At 69.5% G+C, this 25,471-nt stretch carries 25 protein-coding genes; 9 read left to right on the top strand and 16 right to left on the bottom strand.

Annotated elements, in window-relative coordinates; all coding sequences use genetic code 11:
• Positions 1 to 86 precede the first annotated feature (86 nt).
• The 16 genes from QZM72_RS28360 to QZM72_RS28285 all read right to left on the bottom strand — a co-directional run bounded on the left by QZM72_RS28360 (position 87) and on the right by QZM72_RS28285 (position 17,381).
• Positions 87 to 704, bottom strand: coding sequence for a DUF924 family protein (locus QZM72_RS28360; RefSeq protein ID WP_301739747.1), 618 nt, complete (start codon positions 702 to 704; stop codon positions 87 to 89).
• Positions 701 to 1,432, bottom strand: a complete 732-nt coding sequence (locus QZM72_RS28355; RefSeq protein WP_089468038.1) for an alanyl-tRNA editing protein — start codon at positions 1,430 to 1,432, stop codon at positions 701 to 703. Before QZM72_RS28355 ends, QZM72_RS28360 begins: the two co-directional genes overlap by 4 nt.
• A gap of 104 nt (positions 1,433 to 1,536) precedes the next feature.
• Entirely contained in the window at positions 1,537 to 1,947 is a 411-nt protein-coding gene (locus tag QZM72_RS28350; RefSeq protein WP_089468039.1) for a group II truncated hemoglobin, read from the bottom strand.
• Between the two features lie 43 nt (positions 1,948 to 1,990).
• Positions 1,991 to 4,495 (bottom strand): ABC transporter permease, encoded by a 2,505-nt coding sequence (locus QZM72_RS28345; protein ID WP_367620043.1) that lies wholly within the window; start codon positions 4,493 to 4,495, stop codon positions 1,991 to 1,993.
• A gap of 107 nt (positions 4,496 to 4,602) precedes the next feature.
• Positions 4,603 to 5,220: a DUF4126 domain-containing protein gene (locus QZM72_RS28340; RefSeq protein ID WP_089468041.1), complete on the bottom strand. Its 618-nt coding sequence runs from the start codon at positions 5,218 to 5,220 to the stop codon at positions 4,603 to 4,605.
• Positions 5,221 to 5,437: 217 nt separating this feature from the next.
• On the bottom strand, positions 5,438 to 5,758 hold the full coding sequence (sugE, locus tag QZM72_RS28335; RefSeq protein ID WP_089468042.1) for a quaternary ammonium compound efflux SMR transporter SugE: 321 nt from the start codon (positions 5,756 to 5,758) through the stop codon (positions 5,438 to 5,440).
• Positions 5,759 to 5,893: 135 nt separating this feature from the next.
• Positions 5,894 to 6,175, bottom strand: a complete 282-nt coding sequence (locus QZM72_RS28330; protein ID WP_089468043.1) for a DUF333 domain-containing protein — start codon at positions 6,173 to 6,175, stop codon at positions 5,894 to 5,896.
• Between the two features lie 150 nt (positions 6,176 to 6,325).
• On the bottom strand, positions 6,326 to 7,024 hold the full coding sequence (gene kdpE, locus QZM72_RS28325; protein WP_060259571.1) for a two-component system response regulator KdpE: 699 nt from the start codon (positions 7,022 to 7,024) through the stop codon (positions 6,326 to 6,328).
• Entirely contained in the window at positions 7,017 to 9,872 is a 2,856-nt protein-coding gene (locus tag QZM72_RS28320; RefSeq protein ID WP_301739745.1) for a sensor histidine kinase KdpD, read from the bottom strand. The genes kdpE and QZM72_RS28320 overlap by 8 nt, the downstream gene beginning before the upstream one ends.
• 152 nt (positions 9,873 to 10,024) lie before the next feature.
• A complete protein-coding gene (gene kdpC, locus QZM72_RS28315) occupies positions 10,025 to 10,606 on the bottom strand; it encodes a potassium-transporting ATPase subunit KdpC (protein WP_301739744.1) in 582 nt (193 codons plus the stop codon).
• Positions 10,607 to 10,631: 25 nt separating this feature from the next.
• On the bottom strand, positions 10,632 to 12,716 hold the full coding sequence (gene kdpB / locus QZM72_RS28310; protein ID WP_089468046.1) for a potassium-transporting ATPase subunit KdpB: 2,085 nt from the start codon (positions 12,714 to 12,716) through the stop codon (positions 10,632 to 10,634).
• 52 nt (positions 12,717 to 12,768) lie between these two features.
• Complete coding sequence (gene kdpA / locus QZM72_RS28305) at positions 12,769 to 14,574, bottom strand: potassium-transporting ATPase subunit KdpA (RefSeq protein WP_089468047.1); 1,806 nt, start codon at positions 14,572 to 14,574, stop codon at positions 12,769 to 12,771.
• Entirely contained in the window at positions 14,571 to 14,663 is a 93-nt protein-coding gene (gene kdpF, locus QZM72_RS28300) for a K(+)-transporting ATPase subunit F (RefSeq protein WP_006752209.1), read from the bottom strand. The genes kdpA and kdpF overlap by 4 nt, the downstream gene beginning before the upstream one ends.
• Positions 14,664 to 15,008: 345 nt before the next feature.
• Positions 15,009 to 15,983: a quinone oxidoreductase gene (locus QZM72_RS28295; protein ID WP_089468048.1), complete on the bottom strand. Its 975-nt coding sequence runs from the start codon at positions 15,981 to 15,983 to the stop codon at positions 15,009 to 15,011.
• A gap of 172 nt (positions 15,984 to 16,155) precedes the next feature.
• Positions 16,156 to 16,548 (bottom strand): methylglyoxal synthase, encoded by a 393-nt coding sequence (locus tag QZM72_RS28290; RefSeq protein ID WP_301739743.1) that lies wholly within the window; start codon positions 16,546 to 16,548, stop codon positions 16,156 to 16,158.
• 53 nt (positions 16,549 to 16,601) lie between these two features.
• A complete protein-coding gene (locus tag QZM72_RS28285; RefSeq protein WP_301739742.1) occupies positions 16,602 to 17,381 on the bottom strand; it encodes an SDR family oxidoreductase in 780 nt (259 codons plus the stop codon).
• 208 nt (positions 17,382 to 17,589) lie between these two features.
• On the opposite strand from QZM72_RS28285, the gene upp reads away from it, so the two are divergent.
• The 9 genes from upp (at position 17,590) to rng (ending at position 25,466) form a co-directional block, all read left to right on the top strand.
• Positions 17,590 to 18,240, top strand: a complete 651-nt coding sequence (gene upp, locus QZM72_RS28280) for a uracil phosphoribosyltransferase (RefSeq protein ID WP_006481871.1) — start codon at positions 17,590 to 17,592, stop codon at positions 18,238 to 18,240.
• 229 nt (positions 18,241 to 18,469) lie between these two features.
• Positions 18,470 to 19,198, top strand: a complete 729-nt coding sequence (locus tag QZM72_RS28275) for a YebC/PmpR family DNA-binding transcriptional regulator (protein WP_301739741.1) — start codon at positions 18,470 to 18,472, stop codon at positions 19,196 to 19,198.
• A 105-nt stretch (positions 19,199 to 19,303) separates the two neighbouring features.
• Positions 19,304 to 20,584, top strand: coding sequence for a phosphoribosylamine--glycine ligase (purD, locus tag QZM72_RS28270; protein ID WP_301739740.1), 1,281 nt, complete (start codon positions 19,304 to 19,306; stop codon positions 20,582 to 20,584).
• A 118-nt stretch (positions 20,585 to 20,702) separates the two neighbouring features.
• Positions 20,703 to 21,626 carry an oxygen-dependent coproporphyrinogen oxidase gene (gene hemF / locus QZM72_RS28265; protein WP_089468052.1) on the top strand — a complete coding sequence of 308 codons (924 nt, stop codon included), beginning with the start codon at positions 20,703 to 20,705 and terminating at the stop codon, positions 21,624 to 21,626.
• A gap of 39 nt (positions 21,627 to 21,665) precedes the next feature.
• Entirely contained in the window at positions 21,666 to 22,367 is a 702-nt protein-coding gene (locus QZM72_RS28260; protein ID WP_301739761.1) for a nicotinate-nucleotide adenylyltransferase, read from the top strand.
• A gap of 4 nt (positions 22,368 to 22,371) precedes the next feature.
• Positions 22,372 to 22,815, top strand: a complete 444-nt coding sequence (gene rsfS / locus QZM72_RS28255) for a ribosome silencing factor (protein WP_089468054.1) — start codon at positions 22,372 to 22,374, stop codon at positions 22,813 to 22,815.
• Between the two features lie 18 nt (positions 22,816 to 22,833).
• Entirely contained in the window at positions 22,834 to 23,304 is a 471-nt protein-coding gene (rlmH, locus tag QZM72_RS28250) for a 23S rRNA (pseudouridine(1915)-N(3))-methyltransferase RlmH (protein ID WP_006484265.1), read from the top strand.
• A gap of 51 nt (positions 23,305 to 23,355) precedes the next feature.
• Entirely contained in the window at positions 23,356 to 23,988 is a 633-nt protein-coding gene (locus QZM72_RS28245) for a nucleoside triphosphate pyrophosphatase (RefSeq protein ID WP_089468055.1), read from the top strand.
• A gap of 8 nt (positions 23,989 to 23,996) precedes the next feature.
• Positions 23,997 to 25,466 (top strand): ribonuclease G, encoded by a 1,470-nt coding sequence (gene rng / locus QZM72_RS28240; protein ID WP_089468056.1) that lies wholly within the window; start codon positions 23,997 to 23,999, stop codon positions 25,464 to 25,466.
• Positions 25,467 to 25,471 lie beyond the last annotated feature (5 nt).

Raw genomic sequence — 25,471 nt, 5'->3', positions numbered from 1 at the left:
TTTGCTGCAATACCGGCGCCGACACGAACCCGCAAGCGTCCCAGGGTTCGCCGCGCCCTCCCCTCATCCCGCCGACATCCGGATCATCAGAACGACGAGCCGGGCTCCCGCAGAAACGCCGCTTCCTCGTCGGTCGACGCACGGCCGAGAATCGCGTTCCGGTGCGGAAAGCGGCCGAAGCGCTCGACGACCGCCGCATGCAGCAACGCGTAGCGGTGATAGCGCTCACACCCGGCCTCGTCGCGGATGCCCGCGCACAGGCGCACGGCCTCGCGCTGGCTCTCGACCGACTCGTCGTGCTCGAACGGCAGATACGCGAACGCACGGTGATGCCCGCTCGGCAACCGCGCGTCCCAGCCGGCCGCGACGACGCGGCGGGCCAACGCGAGCGCCTTCGGATCGGCGGCAAACGCGCGCGGCGTGCCGCGATGGATGTTGCGCGAGAACTGGTCGAGCACGACGATCAACGCCAGCGCGCCCGACGGCGAATCGGCCCAGTGATCGCACGCGCCGTCGCACGCAGCGTCGAGCAGCGCGCCGTAACGCGTGCGCAACACGTCGTCGAACGCCGCGCCGCCATTGAACCAGACTTTGCGGTTCTGCCCGAACTCGGCCGAGCCCGGCGCGCCGAACCAGAAATCGAGAATTTCCCGTGCCTGCGGATCGAGCGTCGCCGCGCCCGCTTTCCCGGTATCGATCGTCATGCAAACTCCAGAACGAGGCGCCGCGTGCGCGCACTCTTCTTTTCCAGTTTCGCGACCCGCAGCCCGCCGATTTCGGACGTGTTGCGCACGTGCGTGCCGCCGCACGGCTGCAGGTCGACGTTCTCGATGCGCAGCAGCCGCACGCGGCCGAGACCCATCGGCGGCTTCACGCTCATCGTGCGCACGAGTTCGGGCCGCTCGGCCATCTCGTCGTCGGTGATCCACTCGGTCGTGACCGGATGCGCGCCGGCGACGAAGCCCGCGAGGCGCCGCTCGACGTCGTCGCGGTCGATCGCGTCGGACGTCGCGAAATCGAGCCGCACGTAGTCGACCGTCACGCTGCAGCCGTCGACCGCGTACGGCAGCACCGCGCACATCAGGTGCGCGGCCGTATGCAGGCGCATGTGCCGGTAGCGGCGCTGCCAGTCGATCGCCGCGACCACGCGCGTGCCGGGGGCGAGCGTCGCGATGCGCGCGTCCTGGCCCGGCGCGGGCACGTGCACGGCGTCGTCGGGCGTCGCGCCGTCGAATTTCGCCTTGCGCGTATCGGCAATCGCGATCGTGCCGCCGTCGGGCAGCGTCAGCGTGCCGGTGTCGCCGGCCTGGCCGCCGCCGAGCGGATAGAACACGGTGCGATCGAGCCGGATGCCGTCGTCGCCGACGGCCTCGACGATCGCGTCGCATTGCGTGCGGTACGCGTCTTCGCGAAACAGCGCTAGTGTCGTCATCGGACGAGCCTCGTATCGATGGGGGAAGCGGCCAGTGTCGCGCCGGGCCGCACGCGCGCCCAGACGCAGATCGTCCCGCGCACGGGCAGCGGCGTACCGGTCGATCAACCGGGCCGGTTGCGCATCCAGTCGGCCGTGTCGTAGAACGAATGCATGAGCCGCTCGCGCAGCGGCTCCGGCAGCCCGACATCCTCCATCGCCCACGCCATGCAGCGCAGCCACTGGTCGCGCTCGACCGACGCGATCGGGAACGGCAGGTGCCGCGCGCGCAGCCGCGGATGACCGAACCGGCTGATGTAGTGGTCGGGGCCGCCGAGCCAGCCGCACAGGAACCAGAACAGCTTGTCGCGCGAACCGTCGAGCGACGGCGGATGCAGCGCGCGAATCTGCGCGAACTCGGACTCGAGGTCCATCAGGTCGTAGAAGCGGTCCACCATTTCGCGCACGCGGGCTTCGCCGCCCACGAGCTCGAACGCCGTCGGCTGCGACGGCGCATCGTCATTCACATCGGTCATACGGATAGTCGGAAAACGGGATCTTCGGGGCCGCCGGCGACGCTCATGCGTCGCGCAGCGACTGCAGCGCGGGGCGCCGCAACACATTATGCAGGCTCAGCCAGCCGGCCGCACCGGCGCAGACGACGCCGGCCGCGATGCCGGCCGGCACGAGCCACGGATCGACGGCGAGCTGGAAGTCGAACACGCGCGACGCGAGCACCCAGCCGACCGCGATCGCGCCCGCCGACGCCAGCACGCCGGCCAGCGCGCCGACCACGACGAATTCCGCGCGCTGCACCGCATTGACCTGCGCGCGCGACGCGCCGAGCGCGCGCAGCAGCGCGGCCTCGCGCACGCGCTCGTCGCGCGAGCCGGCGAGCGCGGTGTACAGCACGAGCACGCCGGCCGCGAGCGTGAACAAGAACAGGAACTGCACGGCGCCGACCACCTGCAGCATCATCCGCTGCAGTTGCGCGAGGATCGGCGCGACGTCGATCGCGGTCAGGTTCGGGTAGCGCGCGATCAGCGGATCGAGCAGCGCGGCGTTCGATGCGGGCAGATGGAAGCTCGTCAGGTAGACGGCCGGGAAATCCTTCAGCACGGGCGGCGGCATCAGCACGAAGAAGTTGACGCGGAACGAACCCCAGTCGAGCTTGCGCACGCTCGTGATCGGCGCGTCGACCGTCAGCCCCGTCACGTCGAAGCGCAGCGTGTCGCCCGGTTTCACGTTCAGCGTCTTCGCGAGGCCGGCTTCGATCGAGATCTGCGGCGTGGCCGCGGTGCCGAACCAGTCGCCTTCGACGATCCGGTTGTCGGACGGCAGTTCGGTCGTATACGACAGGTTGAATTCGCGATCGACGAGCCGGCGCGCCTCTTCCGACGGGTACGCGTCCGGATTCACCGGCTTGCCGTTGATCGCGACGAGGCGGCCGCGCACCATCGGCGCGGGCACCGCGTCGCGCACGCCGTGCGCGGCCAGATAGGCGGCGACATCGGCGCGCTGATCGGGCTGGATATCGATCAGGAACTGGTTCGGCGCATCGGGCGGCGTCGACTGCCGCCAGCCCGCCACGAGGTCGTTGCGCGTGATCGCGATCAGCAGCAGGCACATCAGGCCGAGCGCGAGCGCGGTGATCTGCAGCGCGCTGGCCGTGCCGCGCCGGTGTAGCGACGCCAGCGCGTAACGCCAGCCGACGCCCGCGGCCACGCGCGCATTGCGCACCGCGCGCGCGGCGGCGAACAGCAGGAGCCGCGCGATCAGCGCGAATCCGACCAGCGCGCCGGCAAAACCGCCCGCGACGATCAGGCCGAGCTTCAGGTTGCCGGCGGCCGCGATCAGCAGCCCCGCGAACAGCACGACACCGATCGCATACCCGGCCCATGCGGTGCGAGACGCGTCGCCCCAGTCGCGCCGCAGCACGCGTACCGGCGGCACGCGCGTGAGCGGCACGAGCGGCGGCAGCGCGAAACCGAGCAGCAGCACGAGCGCGGCGCCCATGCCGATCAGCGCCGGCCACAACGTGGGTGGCGGCAGCACGACGTCGATCAGGCTGCCGAGCGCGGCCAGCAGCGCCCAGTGGCCGCCGTAGCCGAGCACCGCGCCCGCGGCGCCCGACACGACGGCGACACCGACGAATTCGAGCGCGAACAGCGCGCCGAGCGTGCGGCGGCTCACGCCGAGGCAGCGCATCGTCGCGCAGCCGTCGAGATGGCGCCGCATGTAGCGCTGCGCGGCCATCGCGATCGCGACCGCCGCGAGCAGCGCGGTCAGCAAGGCGACGAGCGTCAGGAAGTGGCGCGCGCGATCCAGCGTCTGCCGCACCTGCGGCTGCCCTTCCTGCAACGACTCGAGCCCGACGCCGCGCAGTTTCCCGCCGTCGACGCGCGAGTGCGCATAGGTTTCGAAGCGCGCGACGGCCGCTGCGTCGCCGGCGACCAGCAGCCGGTACGTGACGCGGCTGCCATAGCCCGTGAGCCCCGTCGCGGCAAGCTCGTCCGCGCGCATCATCAGCCGCGGCGAAAAATTGACGAACGAAAAGCCGCGATCGAGTTCGCGGGTGATCGCCGCCGCGACCGTGAACGTGCACAGCCCGACGCGCACCGTATCGCCCGCCTTCAGATGCAGCGCGTCGAGCAGCGCCGGGTCGGCCCACACCGTGCCCGGCGCGGGGATCGCGGAGGCCTTCTGCGCGGCGGTGGCGCCGGCCGGCAGGATTTCGACCGCGCCGCGCAGCGGATAGCCGGGCGACACGGCTTTCACGGCCGCGAGGCGCGACGGCGCGGCGTCGGCGGCCTGGCCGCCCGCGGCGGACGCGATCATGCTCGGGAAGATGGCGGTCGTCGCGGTACGCAGGCCGAGCGCGCGCGCCTCGCGGTCGAACGACGGATCGACCGGACGATCGGCGCGCACGACGAAATCGGCGCCGAGCATCTGGCGCGCGTCGCGCTCGAGGCCCTGGCGCAGCCGATCGGCGAGAAAGCCCACGCTCGTCAGCGCCGCGACCGCGAGCACCAGCGCGAGGACCAGCAGTGTCAATTCGCCCGCGCGCCAGTCGCGCGCGGTCATCCGGGCAGCCTGGTGGATCAGGTCGCGCAGGCCGAAGCGGCCGGCATGCGCGCGCCCGTCATGGCCGGGGTGCCCGGCCGGCGGCTGCGCCGCGTGTTGCGGCCCCTTCAATCGCGTTTCCCTCCGATCGAGTTGAGCCGCGACACCATGTGGTTCGCCATCCCGCGAAAGCCGCCCGACACGCCGCGCCACAGGCGCGGCAGCGCCCACGCCGACGCCGCGATGAACGCGGCGAGCAGCACGAGGAACGCGAGCGGAACGAAGAACGCGAGGACGAGCCCGCCGACCACGAGACCGTCCTCGGTCGACGACGCGACCCAGTTCGAAATCGGTTCGGGAGACAGGTTGATCAGCGCGCGCGTGCCGGCTTTCGCCACGTGCGCGGCGCCGGCGAGCGAGCCGCCGGCGAGCCCCGCGACCGCCAGCATGGTCGGATCGGCATGGCCGAGCGCGCCGGCCGCGAGCACGGCGCCGGCCGGAATGCGGATGAAGGTATGCACGGCATCCCACAGCGAGTCGAACGCGGGGATCTTGTCGGCAAGGAATTCGGTGACGGCGAGCACGGCCGCGGCGCCGATGACCCACGGCGACATCAGCACGGCCAGCGTGTCGGGCAGATGGAGCCAGCCGAACCGCGCCAGCACGCCAGCGATCAGCACCGTCAGGTACAGGCGCAGGCCGCTCGCCCACGCGAGTCCCGCGCCGAGCGAAATGGCTTCGATCATGGCCCTCTCCTTGCACTTTCCGTGCGTTTTGCCGATTGATCGGATCGGGGCGGACAGACCGGCCGCGCGGCGCGTGGCGGCCGGCCCCGCGTGCCGCGAGCAGCACGACGGGATTCAGGCCCGAATACGTTCCATTATAGACAGGCTGGACCGGCGACCGGCGCAATTCCGCGGCGCGGGGCGGCGGCCCGGCACATGCGCGCCCGGGATACCGTCGTCAGCCGGCCGACGACAATTTCAGGCCGACCAGCCCCGCGACGATCAACGCCGCGCTCGCCACGCGCGCGACGCTCAGCGCCTCGCCCATCATCACGATACCGAACACGAACGCGCCGACCGCGCCGATGCCCGTCCACACCGCGTATGCGGTGCCGAGCGGCAACTGGCGCATCGCGACCGCGAGCAGCCCGAAACTGGCCAGCGCCGTCACGATCGTGAACACCGACGGACCGAGCTTCGTGAAGCCGTCCGACAATTTCAAGCCGGCCGCCCAGGCCACTTCCAGCAAACCGGCGATCAACAACCATACCCACGCCATCTCGACGTACTCCGTACCGGATGGGGCCGTCCCCGTCGAAGCGAATGTCCCGGGGTCGTCCCCGGGCGGCGCCGAGTATAACAACAGGCTTACAGGCTTGCCCTCGGCCGATACGGGGCGACCGGCCGGCCGCGGTCAGTTCGCCACGCGCTTCGGCGCGACGCCGCCGACGCAGCGGTCGTCGCGATACAGCGCCCACTCCTCGCACACGCGGCCATCCTTGAACAGGCACATGCCGACCTGCCCGCTCGACAGGTTGCGGATCACGTGGCGACCGCCGAGCTTCTCGCAGTTGACCGATGCGGGATTGGCCAGCGCCATCTGCGCGGGCGGCTGCTGCCCGGGCGGCAACGGCTGGGCGAACGCGCCGGGCGCAGCGAGCGCCAGCGCACAGATGACGACCGGACGGACGGACATTGCACGCTCCTCGTTTTCGTTCGGGGAACGGTCAGGATAGCGGGGATTGCGCAGCCGGTGTGCAAGGCCGGCGCTCATCGCGAGACTGTCGCGCCGACGCAACCCTGTCGGCGCGGCGTCACGGCCGCATGGGCCGCCGCCCACCGCCCGTCACACGGCGCCGACGAGCCGATAGCCGACGCCCGTCTCGGTGACGATGTGCTCGGGCTGCGCGGGATCGGCCTCGAGCTTCTGGCGCAGGTGCGCCATGTAGATGCGCAGGTAGTGATGGCTCTCGACGTGCGACGGTCCCCACACGTCGCGCAGCAGTTGGCGATGCGTGAGCACGCGCCCCGCGTGACGCACGAGCGTCGCGAGCAGCCGGTATTCGAGCGGCGTCAGGTGCACGATCGCGTCGTCGCGCCACACCTGGCGCAGCGCGAGATCGACGGTCACGGCGCCGAAGGTCACCTTCGGCGACTCGTTCGCCCCGCCCTGGTTGCGCCGGCGCAGTTGCGCGCGAATCCGCGCACGCAGTTCGGACACGCCGAACGGCTTGGTCAGGTAGTCGTCGGCGCCCGCGTCGAGCGCGGCGACCTTCTCCTCTTCCTGCGTGCGGGCGGACAGCACGATCACCGGCACCTCGGACCAGCCGCGCAGCTCGCGGATCACGTCGAGGCCGTCGGTGTCGGGCAGGCCGAGATCGACGATCACGAGGTCGGGCTTGCGCGTCGCCGCGTCGATCAGCCCCTGCTTGCCCGTCTCGGCTTCGAACACCGCGATGTCCTCCTCCTCGAGCGCGGCGCGCACGAAGCGGCGGATCTGCTTTTCGTCCTCGATCAGGACGACGGTCAGGCTGGGTTCACTCATGGTCGGGCAATGACTCGGATGGGGGCGATGCGGCCGGCAGGTCGGATTCGTCGTCGGGCACGGCCGGCGCGGCCGGCGGCGTGTCGACCGGCAGCGTGAACCAGAAGCGCGCGCCCGTCACGCGGCCGTCGGGCGCGGTGCGGTTGAGCGCGCCGATTTTACCGCCATGCGCCTCGACGATCGCGCGGCAGATCGCGAGACCGAGCCCGATGCCCGGCGTCGCCGATTCCTTCTCGCCGCGCGTGAACTTGTCGAAGATGCGTACTTCCATCCCGGCCGGCAGGCCCGGGCCGTGATCGTCGACGTGCACGCGCACGAACGGGCTCCCGTAGGGCTGGCCGTCGTCGGTCACGCGCTCCGCGCCGATCTCGAGCGACGTATCGGGCGGCGTGTACTTCGCCGCGTTCTCGAACAGGTTGGTAAACAGCCGCTCCATCAGCACCGCGTCCATCTGCAGCAGCGGCAGGTCGGCCGGCAGCGCGACGCGCACCGGATGGCGCGCGAGCACCCGGCGGCAGGCGGCGAGCGCGGCGCCGACGGTTTCCTCGAGCAGCGACCACTGACGCTTGAGCTGGAGGCTGCCGGCCTGCAGCCGCGCCATGTCGAGCAGGTTCGTGACGATGCCCGTCATGCGTAGCGCCTCGTCGTGAATCGCGTCGACGAGTTCGCCCTCGCGCTGCGCGAGCCGCCCGGCCGCCGCGGCGTCGCCGGCCTGCGCGGCCGCGCGTCCGTTCGCGAGCATCGACGAAAAACCGACGATCGTCGTGAGCGGCGTGCGCAGGTCGTGCGAGATCGCCGACAGCAGCGAGTTGCGCAGCCGCTCGGACTCCATGTTGACGAGTGCGTCGCGCGCGATCTCGACGTAGTGCACGCGTTCGAGCGCGAGCGCGATCTGCGCGGCGAATGCGTCGAGCATCCGCTGCTGCTCGGGCACCTCGAGTTCGCGCGGCTCGCGCGACGCGACCGCGAGCACGCCGCGTGTGCGCATCGGCGCCTTCAGCGGCAGGTACAGCGCGGCCGTCGCCGGCAGCGTATCGGTGCCGCGCCCGGCCGGCTTCTGCTGGTCGTACACCCACTGGCCGACGTCGCTGTCGAGCTCCGCGCCCGTCAGCGTGACGGCCGCGTCGGGCTCCTCGATCTTCTGCCGCACCTGGTCCGCGCTGTCGGGCAGCAGGAACGCGACGCGCGCGCGGAACACCTCGCCCACGTGGCGGCTGCCGATCTCGACGATCTGCTCGGTCGTCAGCGCCGCGCCGAGCTCGCGCGCCATCGCGTAGATCGCGCCGGTGCGGCGCTCGCGGCGCTGCGCGACGCTCGCCTGGCGCGTGAGCGTCGACGTCAGGTGGCTGATCACGAGCGACGTCAGCAGCATCCCGAAGAAGGTCAGCAGGTATTGCGTGTCGCTGACCGAGAACGACATGCGCGGCGGCACGAAGAAGAAATCGAACGCGGCCACCGACAGGAACGACTGCAGCACGCCCGGGCCGCGGCCGAGCCGCACCGCCGAAAACACCACGCCGAGCAGGTACAGCATCACGAGGTTCGTGAGGTCGAGCCGCCCGGACACGACGCTCGCGACGACGGTGATCGCCGCGCAGATCGCGGCCGCATACGCGTAGTGGCGCGGCGGCGAACGGTGCGTGCCGAACTGCGCGAACGCATCGCGCCAGTCGCGTGCCCGCGCGTCGAGCGGCGCGGCGCGCGTCTCGTCGCTCGCGGACGCGCGGATCAGCATCAGGTCGACGTCGCCCGCGCGCTCCGCCAGTTGCTCGCCGAACGGCCGCGCGAAGCGGCGCGCGAGCCCGACCTTCGGCGAGCCGCCCGCGACGAGCTTCGACACGTTGCGCACCTTCGCATAGCCGATCAGCGCGGCGACCGCGTCGGCGCCTGCGAGCGTGGCCGTCTCCGCGCCGAGCTCGGCCGCGAGCTTCAGCGCGTCGAGCGTGCGCTGCCGCCGCGCGTCGGGCAGCCGCTGCAGGCGCGGCGTCTCGACGTACACGGCGATCCAGTCGGCCTTCAGGCTCGCGGCGAGGCGCGCCGCCGCGCGCACGAGCGTCGGCGCTTCGGGGCCGGGCCCGACGCACACCAGCAGCCGCTCGCGCGCCTGCCAGATGCGCTGGATCGAACGATCGGCGCGGTACTCGCGCATCTGCGCGTCGACGCGATCGGCCGTGCGCCGCAGCGCGAGCTCGCGCAGCGCGATCAGGTTGCCCTTGCGGAAGAAGTTGCGCACCGCGCGCTCGGCCTGCTGCGCGAGATAGACCTTGCCGTCGCGCATCCGGCCGAGCAATTCCTCGGCCGGCAAGTCGACGAGCGTGACTTCGTCGGCCGCGTCGAACACGCGGTCGGGCACGGTCTCCCACACGCGGATGCCGGTGATCGCGCCGACCACGTCGTTCAGGCTCTCGAGGTGCTGGACGTTGACGGTCGTATACACGTCGATGCCCGCGTCGAGCAGCTCGTAGACGTCCTGCCAGCGCTTCAGGTGCCGCGCGCCCTGCACGTTCGAATGCGCGAGCTCGTCGACGAGGATCAGTTGCGGCGCGCGCGCGAGCGCCCCGTCGAGATCGAATTCGACGAGCGAGCGGCCGCGATAGTCGAGGCGGGCGGGCGGCAGCACGTCGAGGCCGTCGAGCAGCGCGGCGGTTTCGGCGCGGCCGTGCGTCTCGACGATGCCGACGACGACGTCGACGCCATCCTGCCGGCGCTGGCGCGCGGCCTGCAGCATCGCGTAGGTCTTGCCGACGCCGGCGGACGCGCCGAAGAAGATCTTGAGCTGGCCGCGGCGCTGCTTTTCTTCATCGCGCTGCAGCTTGTCGAGGAGTTGGTCGGGATCGGGGCGGTTCATGCGTCAGGAGGGCGACGCGCCGGATGGCGCGCGAGATAGGGCCATTGTGGTTCCAAATCGCCGCAAAAGGCAAAGACGGCGCGAGCGCCGTCGGAACAAGGTCGGGCCCGGCGCGCGGCAAGCCGCGCCGGGGAGCCCGCACGCACGCTCGCTCAGTGCTCGGCCTGCGCCGCATCGAGCGCGAGATTCAGCTTCAGCACGTTCACGCGCGGCTCGCCGAGCACGCCGAACTGGCGGCCCGTCGTGTTCGCGGCGACGAGCCGCGCGACCGCGTCCGGCGCCAGGTGGCGCGCCTTCGCGACGCGCTCGACCTGGTACGCGGCCGCGGCCGGCGTGATCTCCGGATCGAGGCCGCTGGCCGACGCCGTCACGAGGTCGACCGGCACCGGCGTCGACAGGTCGGTGCCCGCTTCGCGCAGCGCGGCGATGCGCGCCTTCACCTGGTCGGCGAGCGACGGATTCAGCGGGCCGAGGTTCGAGCCGCCGGAGCCGGCCGCGTTGTACGGCATCGGCGCGGTGGCCGACAGCCGGCCCCAGAAATACTTCGGCGCATCGAACTGCTGGCCGATCAGCGCGGAGCCGACGACCTTGCCGTTCTGCTCGATCAGGCTGCCGTTGGCCTGCGACGGGAACACGGCCTGACCGAACACGGTCATCACGGCCGGGTAAGCGAGCCCCGTCACGGCGGTCAGGATGACGAACAGCACGACGAGCGGGCGAATCAACGATTTCATGATGGTTCCTTCAAGGACGGCCGGCTCAGGCCCAGCCGAGCGCGGCGAGCGTCATGTCGATCAGCTTGATGAACGGGAACGGCAGCAGCACGCCGCCGAGGCCGTACACCAGCAGGTTGCGGCGCAAGAGCGACGCGGCGCCGAGCGGCCGGTAGGTCACGCCCTTCAGCGCCAGCGGAATCAGCGCGACGATGATCAGCGCGTTGAAGATCACCGCGGACAGGATCGCGGACGCCGGCGACGTCAGGTGCATGATGTCGAGGACGCGCAGTTGCGGATAGGTCGTCACGAACGCGGCCGGGATGATCGCGAAGTACTTCGCGATGTCGTTCGCGATCGAGAACGTGGTCAGCGAGCCGCGCGTCATCAGCATCTGCTTGCCGATCTCGACGATCTCGATCAGCTTCGTCGGGTTCGAGTCGAGGTCGACCATGTTGCCGGCTTCCTTCGCCGCCTGCGTGCCGGTGTTCATCGCGACCGCGACGTCGGCCTGCGCGAGCGCCGGCGCGTCGTTGGTGCCGTCGCCCGTCATCGCGACGAGGCGCCCGGCCGCCTGGTGCTCGCGGATCGTCGCGAGCTTGGTTTCCGGCGTCGCTTCCGCGAGGAAATCGTCGACGCCCGCTTCCGCCGCGATCGCCGCGGCCGTCAGCCGGTTGTCGCCCGTCACCATCACGGTCTTGATGCCCATCTTGCGCAGCTCCGCGAAGCGCTCCTTGATGCCGCCCTTCACGATGTCCTTCAGCTCGATCACGCCGAGCACGCGCGCCGCCCCGTCCTGCAGGTCGGCCACGACGAGCGGCGTGCTGCCGCGGCGCGCGACGTCGTCCACCGCGCGGCGCACTTCTTCGGGGAAACGGCTGCCGTGGGTTTCGACGTAGCGGCGGATCGCGTCGGCCGCGCCCTTGCGGATCTCGCGGCCGGGCAGATCGACGCCGCTCATCCGCGTCTGCGCGGAAAAACCGAGGAACGTCGCGTGCAGTTGCGCCATGTCGCGCTGGCGGATGTTGAAGCGCTCCTTCGCGAGCACGACGATGCTGCGGCCTTCCGGCGTTTCGTCGGCGAGCGACGACAGTTGCGCGGCATCGGCCAGCGCTTCCTCGGTCACGCCCGGCGCCGGCACGAACGTCGATGCCTGGCGGTTGCCGAGCGTGATCGTGCCGGTCTTGTCGAGCAGCAGCACGTCGACGTCGCCGGCCGCTTCCACCGCGCGGCCCGACGTCGCGATCACGTTCGCCTGCATCATCCGGCTCATCCCGGCCACGCCGATCGCGGACAGCAACCCGCCAATCGTCGTCGGAATCAGGCACACGAGCAGCGCGACGAGCGCGGTGATCGTCACCACGTGGCCGGCCTTCATCGCGTCGACCGAGAACATCGAGAACGGCAGCAGCGTCGCGGTCGCGAGCAGCATCACGATCGTCAGCGCGACGAGCAGGATCGTCAGCGCGACCTCGTTCGGCGTCTTCTTGCGCTTCGCGCCTTCGACCATCGCGATCATCCGGTCGAGGAACGCCTCGCCGGGGTTCGCGGTGACCCTGACGACGATCCAGTCGGACAGCACGCGCGTGCCGCCCGTCACCGACGAGAAGTCGCCGCCCGATTCGCGGATCACCGGCGCGGATTCGCCGGTGATCGCCGATTCGTCGACCGACGCGACGCCGTCGACGACCTCGCCGTCGGCCGGGATCACGTCACCGGCCTCGACCAGCACGACGTCGCCTTTGCGCAGGTCGGACGCGGTCGTGATGCGGATCGGCGACTTCGGATGCGGCTCGTTGAGCTTCTTCGCCATCACGTCCTTCTTCGCGCTGCGCAGCGACGCGGCCTGCGCCTTCGAGCGCCCTTCGGCGAGCGCTTCGGCGAAGTTCGCGAACAGCACGGTGAACCACAGCCACAGCGCGATCGCGAGGATGAACCCCGCGGGCGCTTCGGCCTGGCCGGAGAGCGCCGCGATCCACAGGATCGTCGTGAGGATGCTGCCCACGTACACGCAGAACATCACCGGGTTGCGGAACTGCGTGCGCGGCGTGAGTTTCTTGAACGAATCCACGATCGCCGGGCGCAGCAGCGCCGGATCGAACATGGACCGTGTTGCGGAATGTTGAGTCATTGCGATCTCTTCAATCTCTTCAGTCTTTTCAATGTGTCGCCATGCGGGCGCGTCACGCGCCCAGCCACATCATCAGGTGCTCGACGCCCGGGCCGAGCGCGAGCGCCGGCACGTAGGTCAGCGCGCCCACCAGCATCACCGTGCCGAGCAGCAGCACGACGAACAGCGGGCCGTGCGTCGGCAGCGTGCCGCTCGTCACCGCGATGCGCTTCTTCGCGGCGAGGGAACCCGCGATCGCCAGCACCGGCACGATCGTGCCGAAGCGGCCGAACCACATCGCGATCGCGGTCATCCAGTTGTAGAACGGCGTGCCGACCGTCAGGCCCGCGAACGCGCTGCCGTTGTTGTTCGCGGCCGAGCTGAACGCATAGAGGATTTCCGAGAAGCCGTGCGGGCCCGGGTTCGCGATGCCGGCCTTGCCCGCGTCCGCCAACACCGCGATCGACGTGCCGACCAGCACGAGCAGCGGCGTGAGCAGCACGACGATCGACACCATCTTCATCTCGTACGACTCGATCTTCTTGCCGACGTATTCCGGCGTGCGGCCGATCATCAGGCCGGCGACGAACACCGCGAGCAGCGCGAACACGAGCATCCCGTAAAGGCCGGAGCCGACCCCGCCGTAGATCACCTCGCCGAGCTGCATCAGCAGCATCGGCACGAGGCCGCCGAGCGGCGTCAGCGAATCGTGCATCGTGTCGACCGCGCCGCACGACGCGGCCGTCGTCGCGACCGTGAAGATGCCGCTCTGCGCGATCCCGAAGCGCGTTTCCTTGCCTTCCATGTTGCCGCCCGGCTGCAGCCCGCTCGCCGACTGGTCGACGTGCAGCGCGGCGAGCGTCGGGTTGCCGCCCTGCTCGGCGTTCACCTCGACGCCGATCGCGACCGCGAACGCGACCGTCATCGCCGCTAGCACCGCGATGCCCTGCCGGCGGTCGCCGATCATGCGGCCGAACACGAGACACAGCGCGGCCGGGATGATCAGGATCGAGAAGATCTGCAGAAAGTTCGCGAACGGCGTCGGGTTCTCGTACGGGTGCGACGAGTTCGCGTTGAAGAAGCCGCCGCCGTTGGTGCCGAGCATCTTGATCGCTTCCTGCGACGCGACCGGACCCATCGCGAGCGTCTGCTTCGTCAACGGCGTCGGCACCGTGACCGCGTTACCCTTGTCGTCCTTCACCGGGTTGCCCTGCGCGTCGAGCTTCGGCGCCGCATAGGTGCTCGTCTGCAGCACCGGCACGTCCCGATACGCCTTCATGTTCTGAATCACGCCCTGGCTCATCAGCAGCGCGGCGATCACGACCGACATCGGCACGAGCACGTACATCGTCACGCGCGTGAGGTCGACCCAGAAGTTGCCGATCGTCTGCGCGGTGTGGCGCGCGAAACCGCGGATCAGCGCGATCACGACGACGATGCCGGTCGCCGCCGACAGGAAGTTCTGCACGGTCAGGCCGAGCATCTGCGTCAGGTAGCTGACGGTCTGCTCGGGCGTGTAGTCCTGCCAGTTCGTGTTGGTGACGAAGCTGACGGCCGTGTTGAACGCGCCGTCGGGCGTCATCGCGCCGAATTGCTGCGGGTTGCCGGGCAACAGGCCCTGCAGGCGCAGCAGCCCGTACAGGAACAGCGCGCCGAGCGCGTTGAACGCGATCGTCGCGATCGCGTACTGCTTCCAGTTCATCTCGCTGCCCGCATCGACGCCGGCGACGCGGTACAGCACGCGTTCGAGCGGCCCGAACACGCGCACGACGCGCGAGCTACCGTCCATCACCGCGCTCAGGTAGCGCGCGACCGGCACGGCCGCCGCCAGCAGCACGGCGATGAACAGCAGCGTCTGCAACAGATTGTTCGCGTTCATTCGATGTCCTCCGCGCGCAGCAGCGCAAAGACGAGATACGCGAACAGCAGGGCCGTCGAAGCGCCCGCCAGCCAAAGCATCCAGGTCATGCGCGCCCCCCGCGACCGTATTGCGCGAGCTTGTCGCAACCGGCAAGCAAACCGCGGATCAGCGCGGTGAAGAGCACCAGTGCGCCGATGAAAACCCCATCCATTTTTGTTCTCCGTCGTCGAAATCGGACGACTGGAACCTTATGGGAACGCGCGTAAAGGGCGGGTCAAAGGTGTCGGGGCGGGTGTAAAAAACACGTAAACGCGTGCGGCGGGGAACGGCGGGCCGAACGTGCGGCGGGACGTCGGGCGGGTCGGGAGGCAGGTCGGGAGACAAGACGGGCGGCACGCCGGCGCCGCCCGCAACGGGACGTGCCGGCGTGGCGCCGGCACGAACGGGATGCGTCAGGGAACGAGGATCGTCGAGCCGGTGGTCTTGCGCGCTTCGAGATCGGCATGCGCGCGGCCGACTTCCGCGAGCGGGTAGCGCTGGTTGATGCTCGTCTTGACCTTGCCCGACAGGATCACGTCGAACAATTCGGCGGCCGCGGCCTCGAGATCGGCACGCTTCGCGATGTACGAGAACAGCGTCGGGCGCGTGAAGAACAGCGAGCCGCGCGACGAGAATTCCTTCGAGTCGATCGGCGGCAGCGGGCCCGACGCGTTGCCGAAGCTGACGAAGTAGCCGAGCGGCGCGAGGCTGTCGAGCGAACCGACGTAGGTGTCCTTGCCGATCGAATCGTAGACGACCGGCACGCCCGCGCCGTGCGTGATCTCCTTCACGCGCTGCGTGAAGTTCTCGCGCGTGTAGACGATCGGATGATCGCAGCCGTGCGCCTTCGCGAGCCCGGCCTTCTCGTCGGAGCCGACCGTGCCGATCACGGTCGCGCCGAGCGCCTTCGCCCACTGGCACACGAGCAGCCCGACACCGCCGGCCGCCGCGTGGATCAGGATCGTGTCGCCGGCCTTCACCGGGTACGTGCGGCGCAGCAGGTAATGCGCGGTCAGGCCTTGCAGCATCACCGACGCCGCGTCGTCGTAGCTGATCCCGTCCGGCAGCTTCACGACGCGCTCGGCCGGCATCACGCGCTCCTGCGCATAGGCGCCGGGCGGCTGGCCGACATAGGCGACGCGGTCGCCGGCCTGGAACCCAGTCACGCCGTCGCCGACGGCCGTCACCTCGCCCGCCGCCTCCATCCCGAGGCCGCCGGGCAGCGGCTGCGGATACAGGCCCGTGCGGAAATACACGTCGATGTAGTTGAGCCCGACCGCGTGTTGCCGGATGCGGACTTCGCCCGCCTTCGGCGCGCCGACCTCGACATCGACCCACTTCATCACGTCCGGGCCGCCCGGCTGGTCGTATCGGATTGCTTTCGGCATCGTTTTGCTCCTCTTCTGTCTGTCAGTCAGGAAAATCCGGGGCGCCGATGCGCGCGCCACACCGATTCGTGGGAGTGCCGGCAGGCGCGCGTGGCGACGCACGATTCTCGCGCGTCGCCGCCGTCGGTGCATGGCCCTGCCGCCGGCAGGGACAATCGCGCCCGACCCACGCCTAGCAAACGTCCTGCATGTTCCGCGCCAGATCGTCGAGCAGCATCCGCGCGGTCGCGACGTTGGTCGCGACCGGCACGTCGCGCACGTCGCACGCGCGCACCAGCGCGGTGATGTCGGGGTCGTGCGGCTGCGCGGTCATCGGGTCGCGCAGGAACACGACGATGTCGACACGCCCGTCGGCCAGTTCCGCGCCGATCTGCAGGTCGCCGCCGAGCGGCCCCGACAGCTTGCGCTCGACTTCGAGCCCGTGCGCGGCGGCGATGCGCCCGCCCGTCGTGCCGGTCGCGACCAGCCGGCATTGCGCGAGCGTCTCGCGATACTGGCCCGCGAGCGCGACGATCTCGTCCTTCTTCGCGTCGTGCGCAATCAGTGCGATGCGGGGTTTGCTCATCTCCGTCTCCTTCGTCGTTCGGTTTGTTGTCGTCGTGAATCGAAAAGCGCGGGTCAGAAGGTCCCCGGATACGCGCCGCCGTCGAGCAGCCAGTTCTGCCCGGTGATGTAGCCGGCGTGCACGCTGCACAGGAACGCGCAGGCCGCGCCGAATTCGGCGCGCGTGCCGAGTCGCCCGGCCGGGATGTCCCGGGTGCGCCGCGCGCGCATCTCGTCGACCGTCACGCCCTGCGCCTTCGCCGACGCGGCGAGCGTCGTCGCGATCCGGTCGGTGTCGAACAGCCCCGGCAGCAGGTTGTTGATCGTCACGCCCTGCCCCGCGACCTTGCGCGACAGCCCCGCCACGAAGCCGGTCAGCCCCGAACGCGCGCCGTTCGACAGCGCCAGTACGTCGATCGGCGCCTTCACGGCCGAACTCGTGATGTTGACGATCCGGCCGAAGCCGCGGCCGATCATCCCGTCGATGGTCGCGCGGATCAGCTCGATCGGCGTCAGCATGTTCGCCTCGAGCGCGCGAATCCAGTCGTCGTGGGAAAAGTCGCGGAAGTCGCCGGGCGGCGGGCCGCCGGCATTCGTCACGAGAATGTCCGGCCGCGGGCACGCGGCGAGCGCGGCCGCGCGGCCGTCCGGCGTCGTGATGTCGCACGCGATCGCCGTGACCGACACGTTCGCGCCGGCGCGAATCTCTTCCGCGGTTTCCTCCAGCGTGTCGCGCGTGCGCGCGACGATCACGAGGTTCACGCCCTCGGCGGCCAGCGCTTCCGCGCAGCCGCGCCCGAGGCCCTTGCTCGCCGCGCACACGAGCGCGGTCTTTCCTTCGATGCCGAGATCCATCGTCGTTTCCCTGGTGGCGCGCGTGCCGCGCGGCCCCGCGCTGCCGCCGGCGGGCGGGCGAACGGGCGTGCGCGGCACGCGGATTGTCGTGAGACGTCGATAATATCCGGATCACACGGCGCGCCTTGGTAAAATTGCGGCCATGAGCGACGGCCGGCCCGTGCCCGCCGCCGCCCCCGATCCCCTTTTGCCGCCAAGGCACCCCGTCATGAAACAGGACAGCCGTTTCCCGAACCTCTTCATCACCGATCACCCGCTGATCCAGCACAAGCTCACGCACATGCGCGACAAGGACACGTCCACGCGCACGTTCCGCGAACTGCTGCGCGAGATCACGCTGCTGATGGGCTACGAGATCACCCGCAACCTGCCGATCACGACCAAGCGGGTCGAAACCCCGCTGGTGGCGGTCGACGCGCCGGTGATCGCCGGCAAGAAGCTCGCGATCGTGCCCGTGCTGCGCGCGGGCATCGGGATGTCGGACGGCCTGCTCGACCTCGTGCCGTCCGCGCGCGTCGGCCACATCGGCGTGTACCGCGCCGACGACCACCGCCCGGTCGAATACCTGGTGCGCCTGCCGGACCTGGAAGACCGCATCTTCATCCTGTGCGACCCGATGGTCGCGACCGGCTATTCGGCCGTGCATGCGGTCGACGTGCTCAAGCGCCGCAACGTGCCCGCCGCGAACATCATGTTCGTCGCGCTGGTCGCCGCGCCCGAGGGCGTGCAGGTGTTCCAGGACGCGCACCCGGACGTGAAGCTGTTCGTCGCGTCGCTCGACTCGCACCTGAACGAGCATGCGTACATCGTGCCCGGCCTGGGCGACGCGGGCGACCGCCTGTTCGGCACCAAGAACTGACCGCACCGGGCGGCCGGCGCCGCCGTGCCGCGCGGCCCCGGCGCGCCGCGACGGCCGCCCTGGCCGTCCGGCCATGCGCGGCGGCCCCGAACCGGCGGTCGCCGCGTGATAAAATCACGCTCCACTCGACACGCGCGGCCCCGCGGCTTCATGCCCGCCGACACGGCCGCCGATTCAACGACACACTGAAACAATCGCCCGCGCTGCGCGCCCGGGCACGGAGAAAGGTATGGCTGGTCATTCGAAATGGGCCAACATCAAGCATAAGAAGGCTGCGGCCGACGCGAAGCGCGGCAAGGTCTGGACCCGCCTGATCAAGGAAATCCAGGTGGCGGCGCGCCTCGGCGGCGGCGACGTCAACTCGAACCCGCGCCTGCGTCTCGCGGTCGACAAGGCGGCCGACGCGAACATGCCGAAGGACAACGTCAAGCGCGCGATCGACCGCGGCGTCGGCGGCGCGGACGGCGCGAACTACGAAGAAATCCGTTACGAAGGCTACGGTATCAGCGGCGCGGCGATCATCGTCGACACGCTGACCGACAACCGCACCCGCACGGTCGCGGAAGTGCGCCACGCATTCTCGAAGTTCGGCGGCAACATGGGCACCGACGGCTCGGTCGCGTTCATGTTCGATCACGTCGGCCAGTTCCTGTTCGCGCCCGGCACGTCGGAAGACGCGCTGATGGAAGCCGCGCTCGAAGCCGGCGCGAACGACGTGAACACGAACGACGACGGCTCGATCGAAGTGCTGTGCGACTGGCAGGCGTTCTCGGCGGTGAAGGACGCGCTCGAAGCCGCCGGCTTCAAGGCCGAACTCGCCGAAGTGACGATGAAGCCGCAGAACGAAGTCGAATTCACCGGCGACGACGCGGCGAAGATGCAGAAGCTCCTGGACGCGCTCGAGAACCTCGACGACGTGCAGGACGTGTATACGAACGCCGTCATCATCGAGGAATGAGACGCCGGCCGCCGTGCGCAGCATTGCGACGGCGGCCCGACCGATTTCGCGGCCGGCGCGCCTGAGCGTGCCGGCCGCCCTGTTTTCTAGTCTGCGGGGAATCCCATGAAACTACTCGTCGTCGGTTCCGGCGGCCGCGAACATGCGCTGGCGTGGAAGCTCGCGCAATCGCCGCGCGTCCAGATGGTCTACGTCGCGCCCGGCAATGGCGGCACGGCGCAGGACGAGCGTCTGAAGAACGTCGACATCACGGCGCTCGACGAACTCGCCGATTTCGCGGAACGCGAAGGCGTCGCGTTCACGCTCGTCGGGCCGGAAGCACCGCTCGCGGCCGGCATCGTCAATCTGTTCCGCGCCCGCGGCCTGAAGGTGTTCGGCCCGACCCGCGAAGCCGCGCAGCTCGAAAGCTCGAAGGATTTCGCGAAGGCGTTCATGAAGCGCCACAACATTCCGACGGCCGACTACGAAACCTTCGCCGACGCAACCGCCGCCCACGCGTACATCGACGCGAAGGGTGCGCCGATCGTCGTGAAGGCCGACGGCCTCGCGGCCGGCAAGGGCGTCGTCGTCGCGATGACGCTCGAAGAGGCCCATGCGGCCGTCGACATGATGCTGTCGGGCAACAAGCTCGGCGATGCCGGCGCGCGCGTCGTGATCGAGGAATTCCTCGATGGCGAGGAAGCGAGCTTCATCGTGATGGTCGACGGCAAGCATGCGCTGGCGCTGGCTTCCAGCCAGGATCACAAGCGCCTGCTCGACGAGGATCGCGGCCCGAACACCGGCGGCATGGGCGCGTATTCGCCCGCGCCGATCGTCACGCCGCAGATGCACGCACGCGTGATGCGTGAAATCATCATGCCGACCGTGCGCGGGATGGAGAAGGACGGCATCCGTTTCACGGGCTTCCTGTACGCGGGCCTGATGATCGACAAGGAAGGCAATCCGCGCACGCTCGAGTTCAACTGCCGGATGGGCGACCCGGAAACGCAGCCGATCATGGCGCGCCTGAAGAGCGATTTCTCGAAGGTCGTCGAGCAGGCGATCGCGGGCACGCTCGACACCGTCGAGCTCGACTGGGATCGCCGCACCGCGCTCGGCGTCGTGCTGGCCGCGCACGGTTACCCGGACGCGCCGCGCAAGGGCGATCGCATCAACGGAATCCCGGCCGAAACCGAACAGGCCGTGACGTTCCATGCCGGCACGACGCTCGCCGACGGCGACAAGCTCGTGACGTCGGGCGGCCGCGTACTGTGCGTGGTCGGCCTCGCCGATTCGGTGCGCGAAGCGCAGCAGCATGCGTACGACACGATCAACCAGATCAATTTCGAAGGCATGCAGTACCGCCGCGACATCGGCTTTCGCGCGCTCAACCGCAAGAGCGCGTGACGTCGCCCTCGCCGCCCCGCGCCCTTGCGGCGGCGGCCCCTCCGCCGGGGTTCGATAGAATGCCCGGCAGACGCTTTTTTTACGGCCCCCGCTCAGGGTGGGGGCAGCCAGTCCAGACATGACCGATTCGACCTACGACGTGACGCGCGTGCGCACGTATCTCCAGGGCCTGCAGACACGCATCGCCGACGCGCTCGGCGCGCTCGACGGCACGCCGCTCGCGACCGACACGTGGCAGCGCGGGCCGGCCGAACGCCTGCGCGGCGGCGGCTGCACGCGGATTCTCGAAGGCGGCCGCGTGTTCGAACGCGCTGGAATCGGCTTTTCCGACGTCGCGGGCGACGCGCTGCCGCCGTCGGCGAGCGCGGCGCGCCCGCAACTCGCGGGCCGCGGCTTCGAGGCGCTGGGCGTGTCGCTCGTGCTGCACCCGCGCAATCCGTACTGCCCGACCGTGCACATGAACGTGCGGATGCTGATCGCGACGAAACCGGGTGAAGCCCCCGTGTTCTGGTTCGGCGGCGGCATGGATCTGACACCGGTTTACGGTTTCGAGGACGACGCACGGCATTTCCACCAGACCTGCAAGGATGCGCTCGACCCGTTCGGCGTCGAGCTCTACCCACGCTTCAAGCAATGGTGCGACGACTATTTCTTCCTGAAGCACCGCAACGAAACGCGCGGCATCGGCGGGATCTTCTTCGACGATTTCTCGGAGCCCGGTTTCGAACGCTCGTTTGACATGATGCAAAGCGTTGGCGATGCGTTCCTGCACGCTTACCTGCCGATCGTCGAGCGCCGCGCCGAGCTGCCGTACGGCGAGCGCGAGCGCGACTTCCAGGCCTACCGCCGCGGCCGCTACGTCGAATTCAACCTCGTGTTCGATCGCGGCACGCTGTTCGGCCTGCAAAGCGGCGGCCGGACCGAGTCGATCCTGATGTCGATGCCGCCGGTCGCGAACTGGCGCTACAACTGGCAACCCGAGCCGGGTTCACCGGAAGCGCGCCTGTATAGCGACTTCCTCGTGCCGCGCGACTGGGTCTGAGCCCGCGCGCCCCGCTGCCCCCAACGAAAGGACGCGTTTCTGGACACCACCGCCCGCCCCGCCCCGCTGCCGCGTCGTATCGGCTTGCTGGGCGGCACCTTCGACCCGATCCACGACGGCCATCTCGCGCTCGCGCGCCGGTTCGCCGCGCTGCTCGAGCTGACCGAACTCGTGTTGCTGCCCGCCGGGCAGCCGTACCAGAAGCGCGACGTGTCGGCCGCCGAGCACCGGCTCGCGATGACGCGCGCGGCCGCGGATTCGCTCGTGCTGCCGGGCGTGACCGTGACCGTCGCCACCGACGAGATCGAACACACCGGCCCGACCTACACGGTCGAGACGCTCGCGCGCTGGCGCGAGCGGATCGGCCCGGATGCGTCGCTGTCGCTGCTGATCGGCGCCGACCAGCTCGTGCGCCTCGATACGTGGCGCGACTGGCGCACGCTGTTCGACTACGCGCACATCGGCGTGTCGACACGCCCGGGCTTCGAGCTCGGCGCGGCGCCGCCGGACGTCGCGCGGGAAATCGCCGCGCGGCAGGCCGGCGCCGACGTGCTCAAGGCCACGCCGGCGGGCCGCCTGCTGATCGATACGACCCTTTCGTTCGACATCGCCGCGACCGACATCCGCACGCACCTGCGCGAATGCATCGCACGCCATGCGCGAATGCCCGACGCGTCGGCCGAACATGTGCCGGCCGCCGTATGGGCCTATATTCTTCAACATCGCCTCTACCATTCCTGAATCCATGGATATTCGCAAACTGCAGCGCGTGATCGTCGACGCCCTCGAAGACGTCAAGGCGCAAGACATCAAGGTGTTCAACACCAGCCACCTGACCGAATTGTTCGACCGCGTGGTCGTCGCCTCGGGCACCTCCAACCGCCAGACCAAGGCGCTCGCGTCGAACGTGCGCGACAAGGTCAAGGAAGCCGGCGGCGACGTCGTCAGCTCCGAAGGCGAGGACACCGGCGAATGGGTGCTGGTCGACTGCGGCGACGCGGTCGTACACATCCTGCAACCGGCGCTGCGCCAGTACTACAACCTCGAGGAAATCTGGGGCGACAAGCCCGTGCGGATGAAGCTCGGCGGCGGCAAGGGCGACGGCTTCGCGACGGCGAGCGAAGACGACGAGGAAGAGGAAGAAGCGCCCGCACGCCCGGCGCGCAAGACGGCCGCCCGCCGCCGTTAAGCCGTCGCGCGTGTCCCGATGAAGCTTTTCATCCTCGCGGTCGGCCACAAGATGCCGGGCTGGATCGCATCCGGCTTCGACGAATACACGAAGCGGATGCCGCCCGAACTGCGCATCGAGTTGCGCGAAATCAAGCCTGAACTGCGTTCGGGCGGCCGCAGCGCCGAAAGCGTGATGGCGGCCGAGCGGCAGAAGATCGAGGCCGCGCTGCCGAAGGGCGCGCGCCTCGTCGCGCTCGACGAGCGCGGCCGCGACTGGACCACGATGCAGCTCGCGCAGGCGCTGCCCGGCTGGCAGCAGGACGGCCGCGACGTCGCGTTCGTGATCGGCGGCGCCGACGGGCTCGATCCGGAGCTGAAAGCGCGCGCCGACGTGCTGCTGCGCATCTCGAGCATGACGCTGCCGCACGGCATGGTGCGCGTGCTGCTCGCCGAACAGCTTTACCGGGCGTGGAGCATCACGCAGAATCACCCCTACCACCGCGCATGACGTGCCGTCCTCGAGACGCGCGCCGCGCGCGCTCAACGAGATAACGACACCATGCCGTCCAGCACGCCCCCCGCGCTTTTCCCGATTCTTTACCTCGCTTCGCAAAGCCCGCGCCGCCAGGAGCTGCTGCTGCAGATCGGCGTACGCTTCGAGCTGCTGCTGCCGCGCCCCGACGAGGACGCCGAGGCGCTCGAGGCCGAACTGCCCGGCGAAGCCGCCGACGCGTACGTGCGGCGCGTGACCGTCGCGAAGGCCGAGGCCGCGCGTGCGCGCCTCGTCGCGAGCGGCAAGCCGGCCGCGCCGGTGCTCGTTGCGGACACCACGGTGACCATCGACGGCGCGATCCTCGGCAAGCCGGCCGACGCCGGCGATGCGCTCGCGATGCTCACCCGCCTCGCGGGCCGCGAACACGAAGTCCTGACCGCGGTCGCCGTGATCGGCGCCGACGGCGACCTGCTGCCGCCCGCGCTGTCGCGCTCGTCGGTACGCTTTTCAAACGCACCGCGCGACGCGTTCGCGCGCTACGTCGACACCGGCGAGCCGTTCGGCAAGGCCGGCGCGTACGCGATCCAGGGCCGCGCGGCCGAATTCATCGAGCGAATCGACGGATCCCATTCAGGTATCATGGGTCTGCCCCTTTTTGAGACTGCCGCGCTGCTGCGTACCGCACGCGTCGCCTTCTGAACCGCACCATGAACGAAGAAATCCTGATCAACCTCACGCCGCAGGAAACGCGCGTCGCACTCGTCCAGCAAGGTGCGGTGCAGGAGCTTCACGTCGAGCGGACGCTGTCGCGCGGGCGGGTCGGCAACATCTATCTCGGCAAGGTCGTGCGCGTGCTGCCCGGCATGCAGTCGGCGTTCATCGACATCGGCCTCGAGCGCGCGGCGTTCCTGCACGTCGCCGACATCTGGCATCCGCGGCTCGCGGGCGAGCCGCAATCGGCCGTGCCGCACCAGCCGATCGAGAAGATCGTGTTCGAAGGCCAGACGCTGATGGTGCAGGTGATCAAGGATCCGATCGGCACGAAAGGCGCGCGGCTGTCGACGCAGGTCAGCATCGCGGGCCGCACGCTCGTCTACCTGCCGCAGGAGCCGCATATCGGCATCTCGCAGAAGATCGAGAGCGAGGCCGAGCGCGAGGCCGTGCGTGCGCGCCTGACCGCCGTGATTCCGCCGGACGAGAAAGGCGGCTACATCGTGCGCACGATCGCCGAGGATGCGACCTCCGACGAACTGGCCGGCGACGTCGCGTACCTGCGCAAGACCTGGGCGACGATCGTCGCGCAGGCGCAGCGGCTGCCGGCGACGAGCCTGCTGTACCAGGATCTCGATCTCGCGCAGCGCGTGCTGCGCGATTTCGCGAACGACGACACGACGCGCATCCAGGTCGATTCGCGCGAAACCTACCAGCGCCTGTCGGAATTCGCGGGCGAGTTCACGCCGGCCGTGAGTCCGAAGCTGCATCACTACACCGGCGAGCGGCCGCTGTTCGACCTGTACAACATCGAGACGGAGATCCAGCGCGCGCTGTCGCGCCGCGTCGACCTGAAGTCGGGTGGTTACCTGATGATCGACCAGACCGAGGCGATGACGACGATCGACGTGAACACGGGCGGCTATGTCGGCGCGCGCAACTTCGACGACACGATCTTCAAGACCAACCTCGAGGCCGCGCACACGATCGCGCGGCAACTGCGGCTGCGCAACCTCGGCGGGATCATCATCATCGACTTCATCGACATGGAGAATGCCGAGCATCGCGACGCAGTGCTGTCCGAGCTGAAGAAGGCGCTGTCGCGCGACCGCACGCGCGTGACGGTCAACAGCTTCTCGCAGCTCGGGCTCGTCGAGATGACGCGCAAGCGCACGCGCGAATCGCTCGCGCACGTGCTGTGCGAACCGTGCCCGACCTGCCAGGGCAAGGGCCAGGTGAAGACGTCGCGCACCGTGTGCTACGACATCCTGCGCGAGATCCTGCGCGAATCGCGGCAGTTCAATCCGCGCGAGTTTCGCGTGATCGCCGCGCAGCAGGTGATCGACCTGTTCCTCGACGAAGAATCGCAGCATCTGGCGATGCTGATCGACTTCATCGGCAAACCGGTGTCGCTGCAGGTCGAGTCGAACCTGAGCCAGGAGCAGTACGACATCGTGCTGATGTAACGGTG

Origin of the sequence: Burkholderia sp. AU45388 (assembly GCF_030481585.1) — a bacterium.
GTDB lineage: Bacteria > Pseudomonadota > Gammaproteobacteria > Burkholderiales > Burkholderiaceae > Burkholderia > Burkholderia sola.
This window is presented reverse-complemented; position numbering and strand designations above follow the sequence as displayed.

Bases quoted from the DNA above. Each gene is read 5' to 3' on its own strand.
- QZM72_RS28360 (WP_301739747.1), bottom strand. From the start codon at position 704: ATGACGATCGATACCGGGAAAGCGGGCGCGGCGACGCTCGATCCGCAG.
- QZM72_RS28355 (WP_089468038.1), bottom strand. From the start codon at position 1,432: ATGACGACACTAGCGCTGTTTCGCGAAGACGCGTACCGCACGCAATGC.
- QZM72_RS28350 (WP_089468039.1), bottom strand. From the start codon at position 1,947: ATGACCGATGTGAATGACGATGCGCCGTCGCAGCCGACGGCGTTCGAG.
- QZM72_RS28345 (WP_367620043.1), bottom strand. From the start codon at position 4,495: ATGACCGCGCGCGACTGGCGCGCGGGCGAATTGACACTGCTGGTCCTC.
- QZM72_RS28340 (WP_089468041.1), bottom strand. From the start codon at position 5,220: ATGATCGAAGCCATTTCGCTCGGCGCGGGACTCGCGTGGGCGAGCGGC.
- sugE (WP_089468042.1), bottom strand. From the start codon at position 5,758: ATGGCGTGGGTATGGTTGTTGATCGCCGGTTTGCTGGAAGTGGCCTGG.
- QZM72_RS28330 (WP_089468043.1), bottom strand. From the start codon at position 6,175: ATGTCCGTCCGTCCGGTCGTCATCTGTGCGCTGGCGCTCGCTGCGCCC.
- kdpE (WP_060259571.1), bottom strand. From the start codon at position 7,024: ATGAGTGAACCCAGCCTGACCGTCGTCCTGATCGAGGACGAAAAGCAG.
- QZM72_RS28320 (WP_301739745.1), bottom strand. From the start codon at position 9,872: ATGAACCGCCCCGATCCCGACCAACTCCTCGACAAGCTGCAGCGCGAT.
- kdpC (WP_301739744.1), bottom strand. From the start codon at position 10,606: ATGAAATCGTTGATTCGCCCGCTCGTCGTGCTGTTCGTCATCCTGACC.
- kdpB (WP_089468046.1), bottom strand. From the start codon at position 12,716: ATGACTCAACATTCCGCAACACGGTCCATGTTCGATCCGGCGCTGCTG.
- kdpA (WP_089468047.1), bottom strand. From the start codon at position 14,574: ATGAACGCGAACAATCTGTTGCAGACGCTGCTGTTCATCGCCGTGCTG.
- kdpF (WP_006752209.1), bottom strand. From the start codon at position 14,663: ATGACCTGGATGCTTTGGCTGGCGGGCGCTTCGACGGCCCTGCTGTTC.
- QZM72_RS28295 (WP_089468048.1), bottom strand. From the start codon at position 15,983: ATGCCGAAAGCAATCCGATACGACCAGCCGGGCGGCCCGGACGTGATG.
- QZM72_RS28290 (WP_301739743.1), bottom strand. From the start codon at position 16,548: ATGAGCAAACCCCGCATCGCACTGATTGCGCACGACGCGAAGAAGGAC.
- QZM72_RS28285 (WP_301739742.1), bottom strand. From the start codon at position 17,381: ATGGATCTCGGCATCGAAGGAAAGACCGCGCTCGTGTGCGCGGCGAGC.
- upp (WP_006481871.1), top strand. From the start codon at position 17,590: ATGAAACAGGACAGCCGTTTCCCGAACCTCTTCATCACCGATCACCCG.
- QZM72_RS28275 (WP_301739741.1), top strand. From the start codon at position 18,470: ATGGCTGGTCATTCGAAATGGGCCAACATCAAGCATAAGAAGGCTGCG.
- purD (WP_301739740.1), top strand. From the start codon at position 19,304: ATGAAACTACTCGTCGTCGGTTCCGGCGGCCGCGAACATGCGCTGGCG.
- hemF (WP_089468052.1), top strand. From the start codon at position 20,703: ATGACCGATTCGACCTACGACGTGACGCGCGTGCGCACGTATCTCCAG.
- rsfS (WP_089468054.1), top strand. From the start codon at position 22,372: ATGGATATTCGCAAACTGCAGCGCGTGATCGTCGACGCCCTCGAAGAC.
- rlmH (WP_006484265.1), top strand. From the start codon at position 22,834: ATGAAGCTTTTCATCCTCGCGGTCGGCCACAAGATGCCGGGCTGGATC.
- QZM72_RS28245 (WP_089468055.1), top strand. From the start codon at position 23,356: ATGCCGTCCAGCACGCCCCCCGCGCTTTTCCCGATTCTTTACCTCGCT.
- rng (WP_089468056.1), top strand. From the start codon at position 23,997: ATGAACGAAGAAATCCTGATCAACCTCACGCCGCAGGAAACGCGCGTC.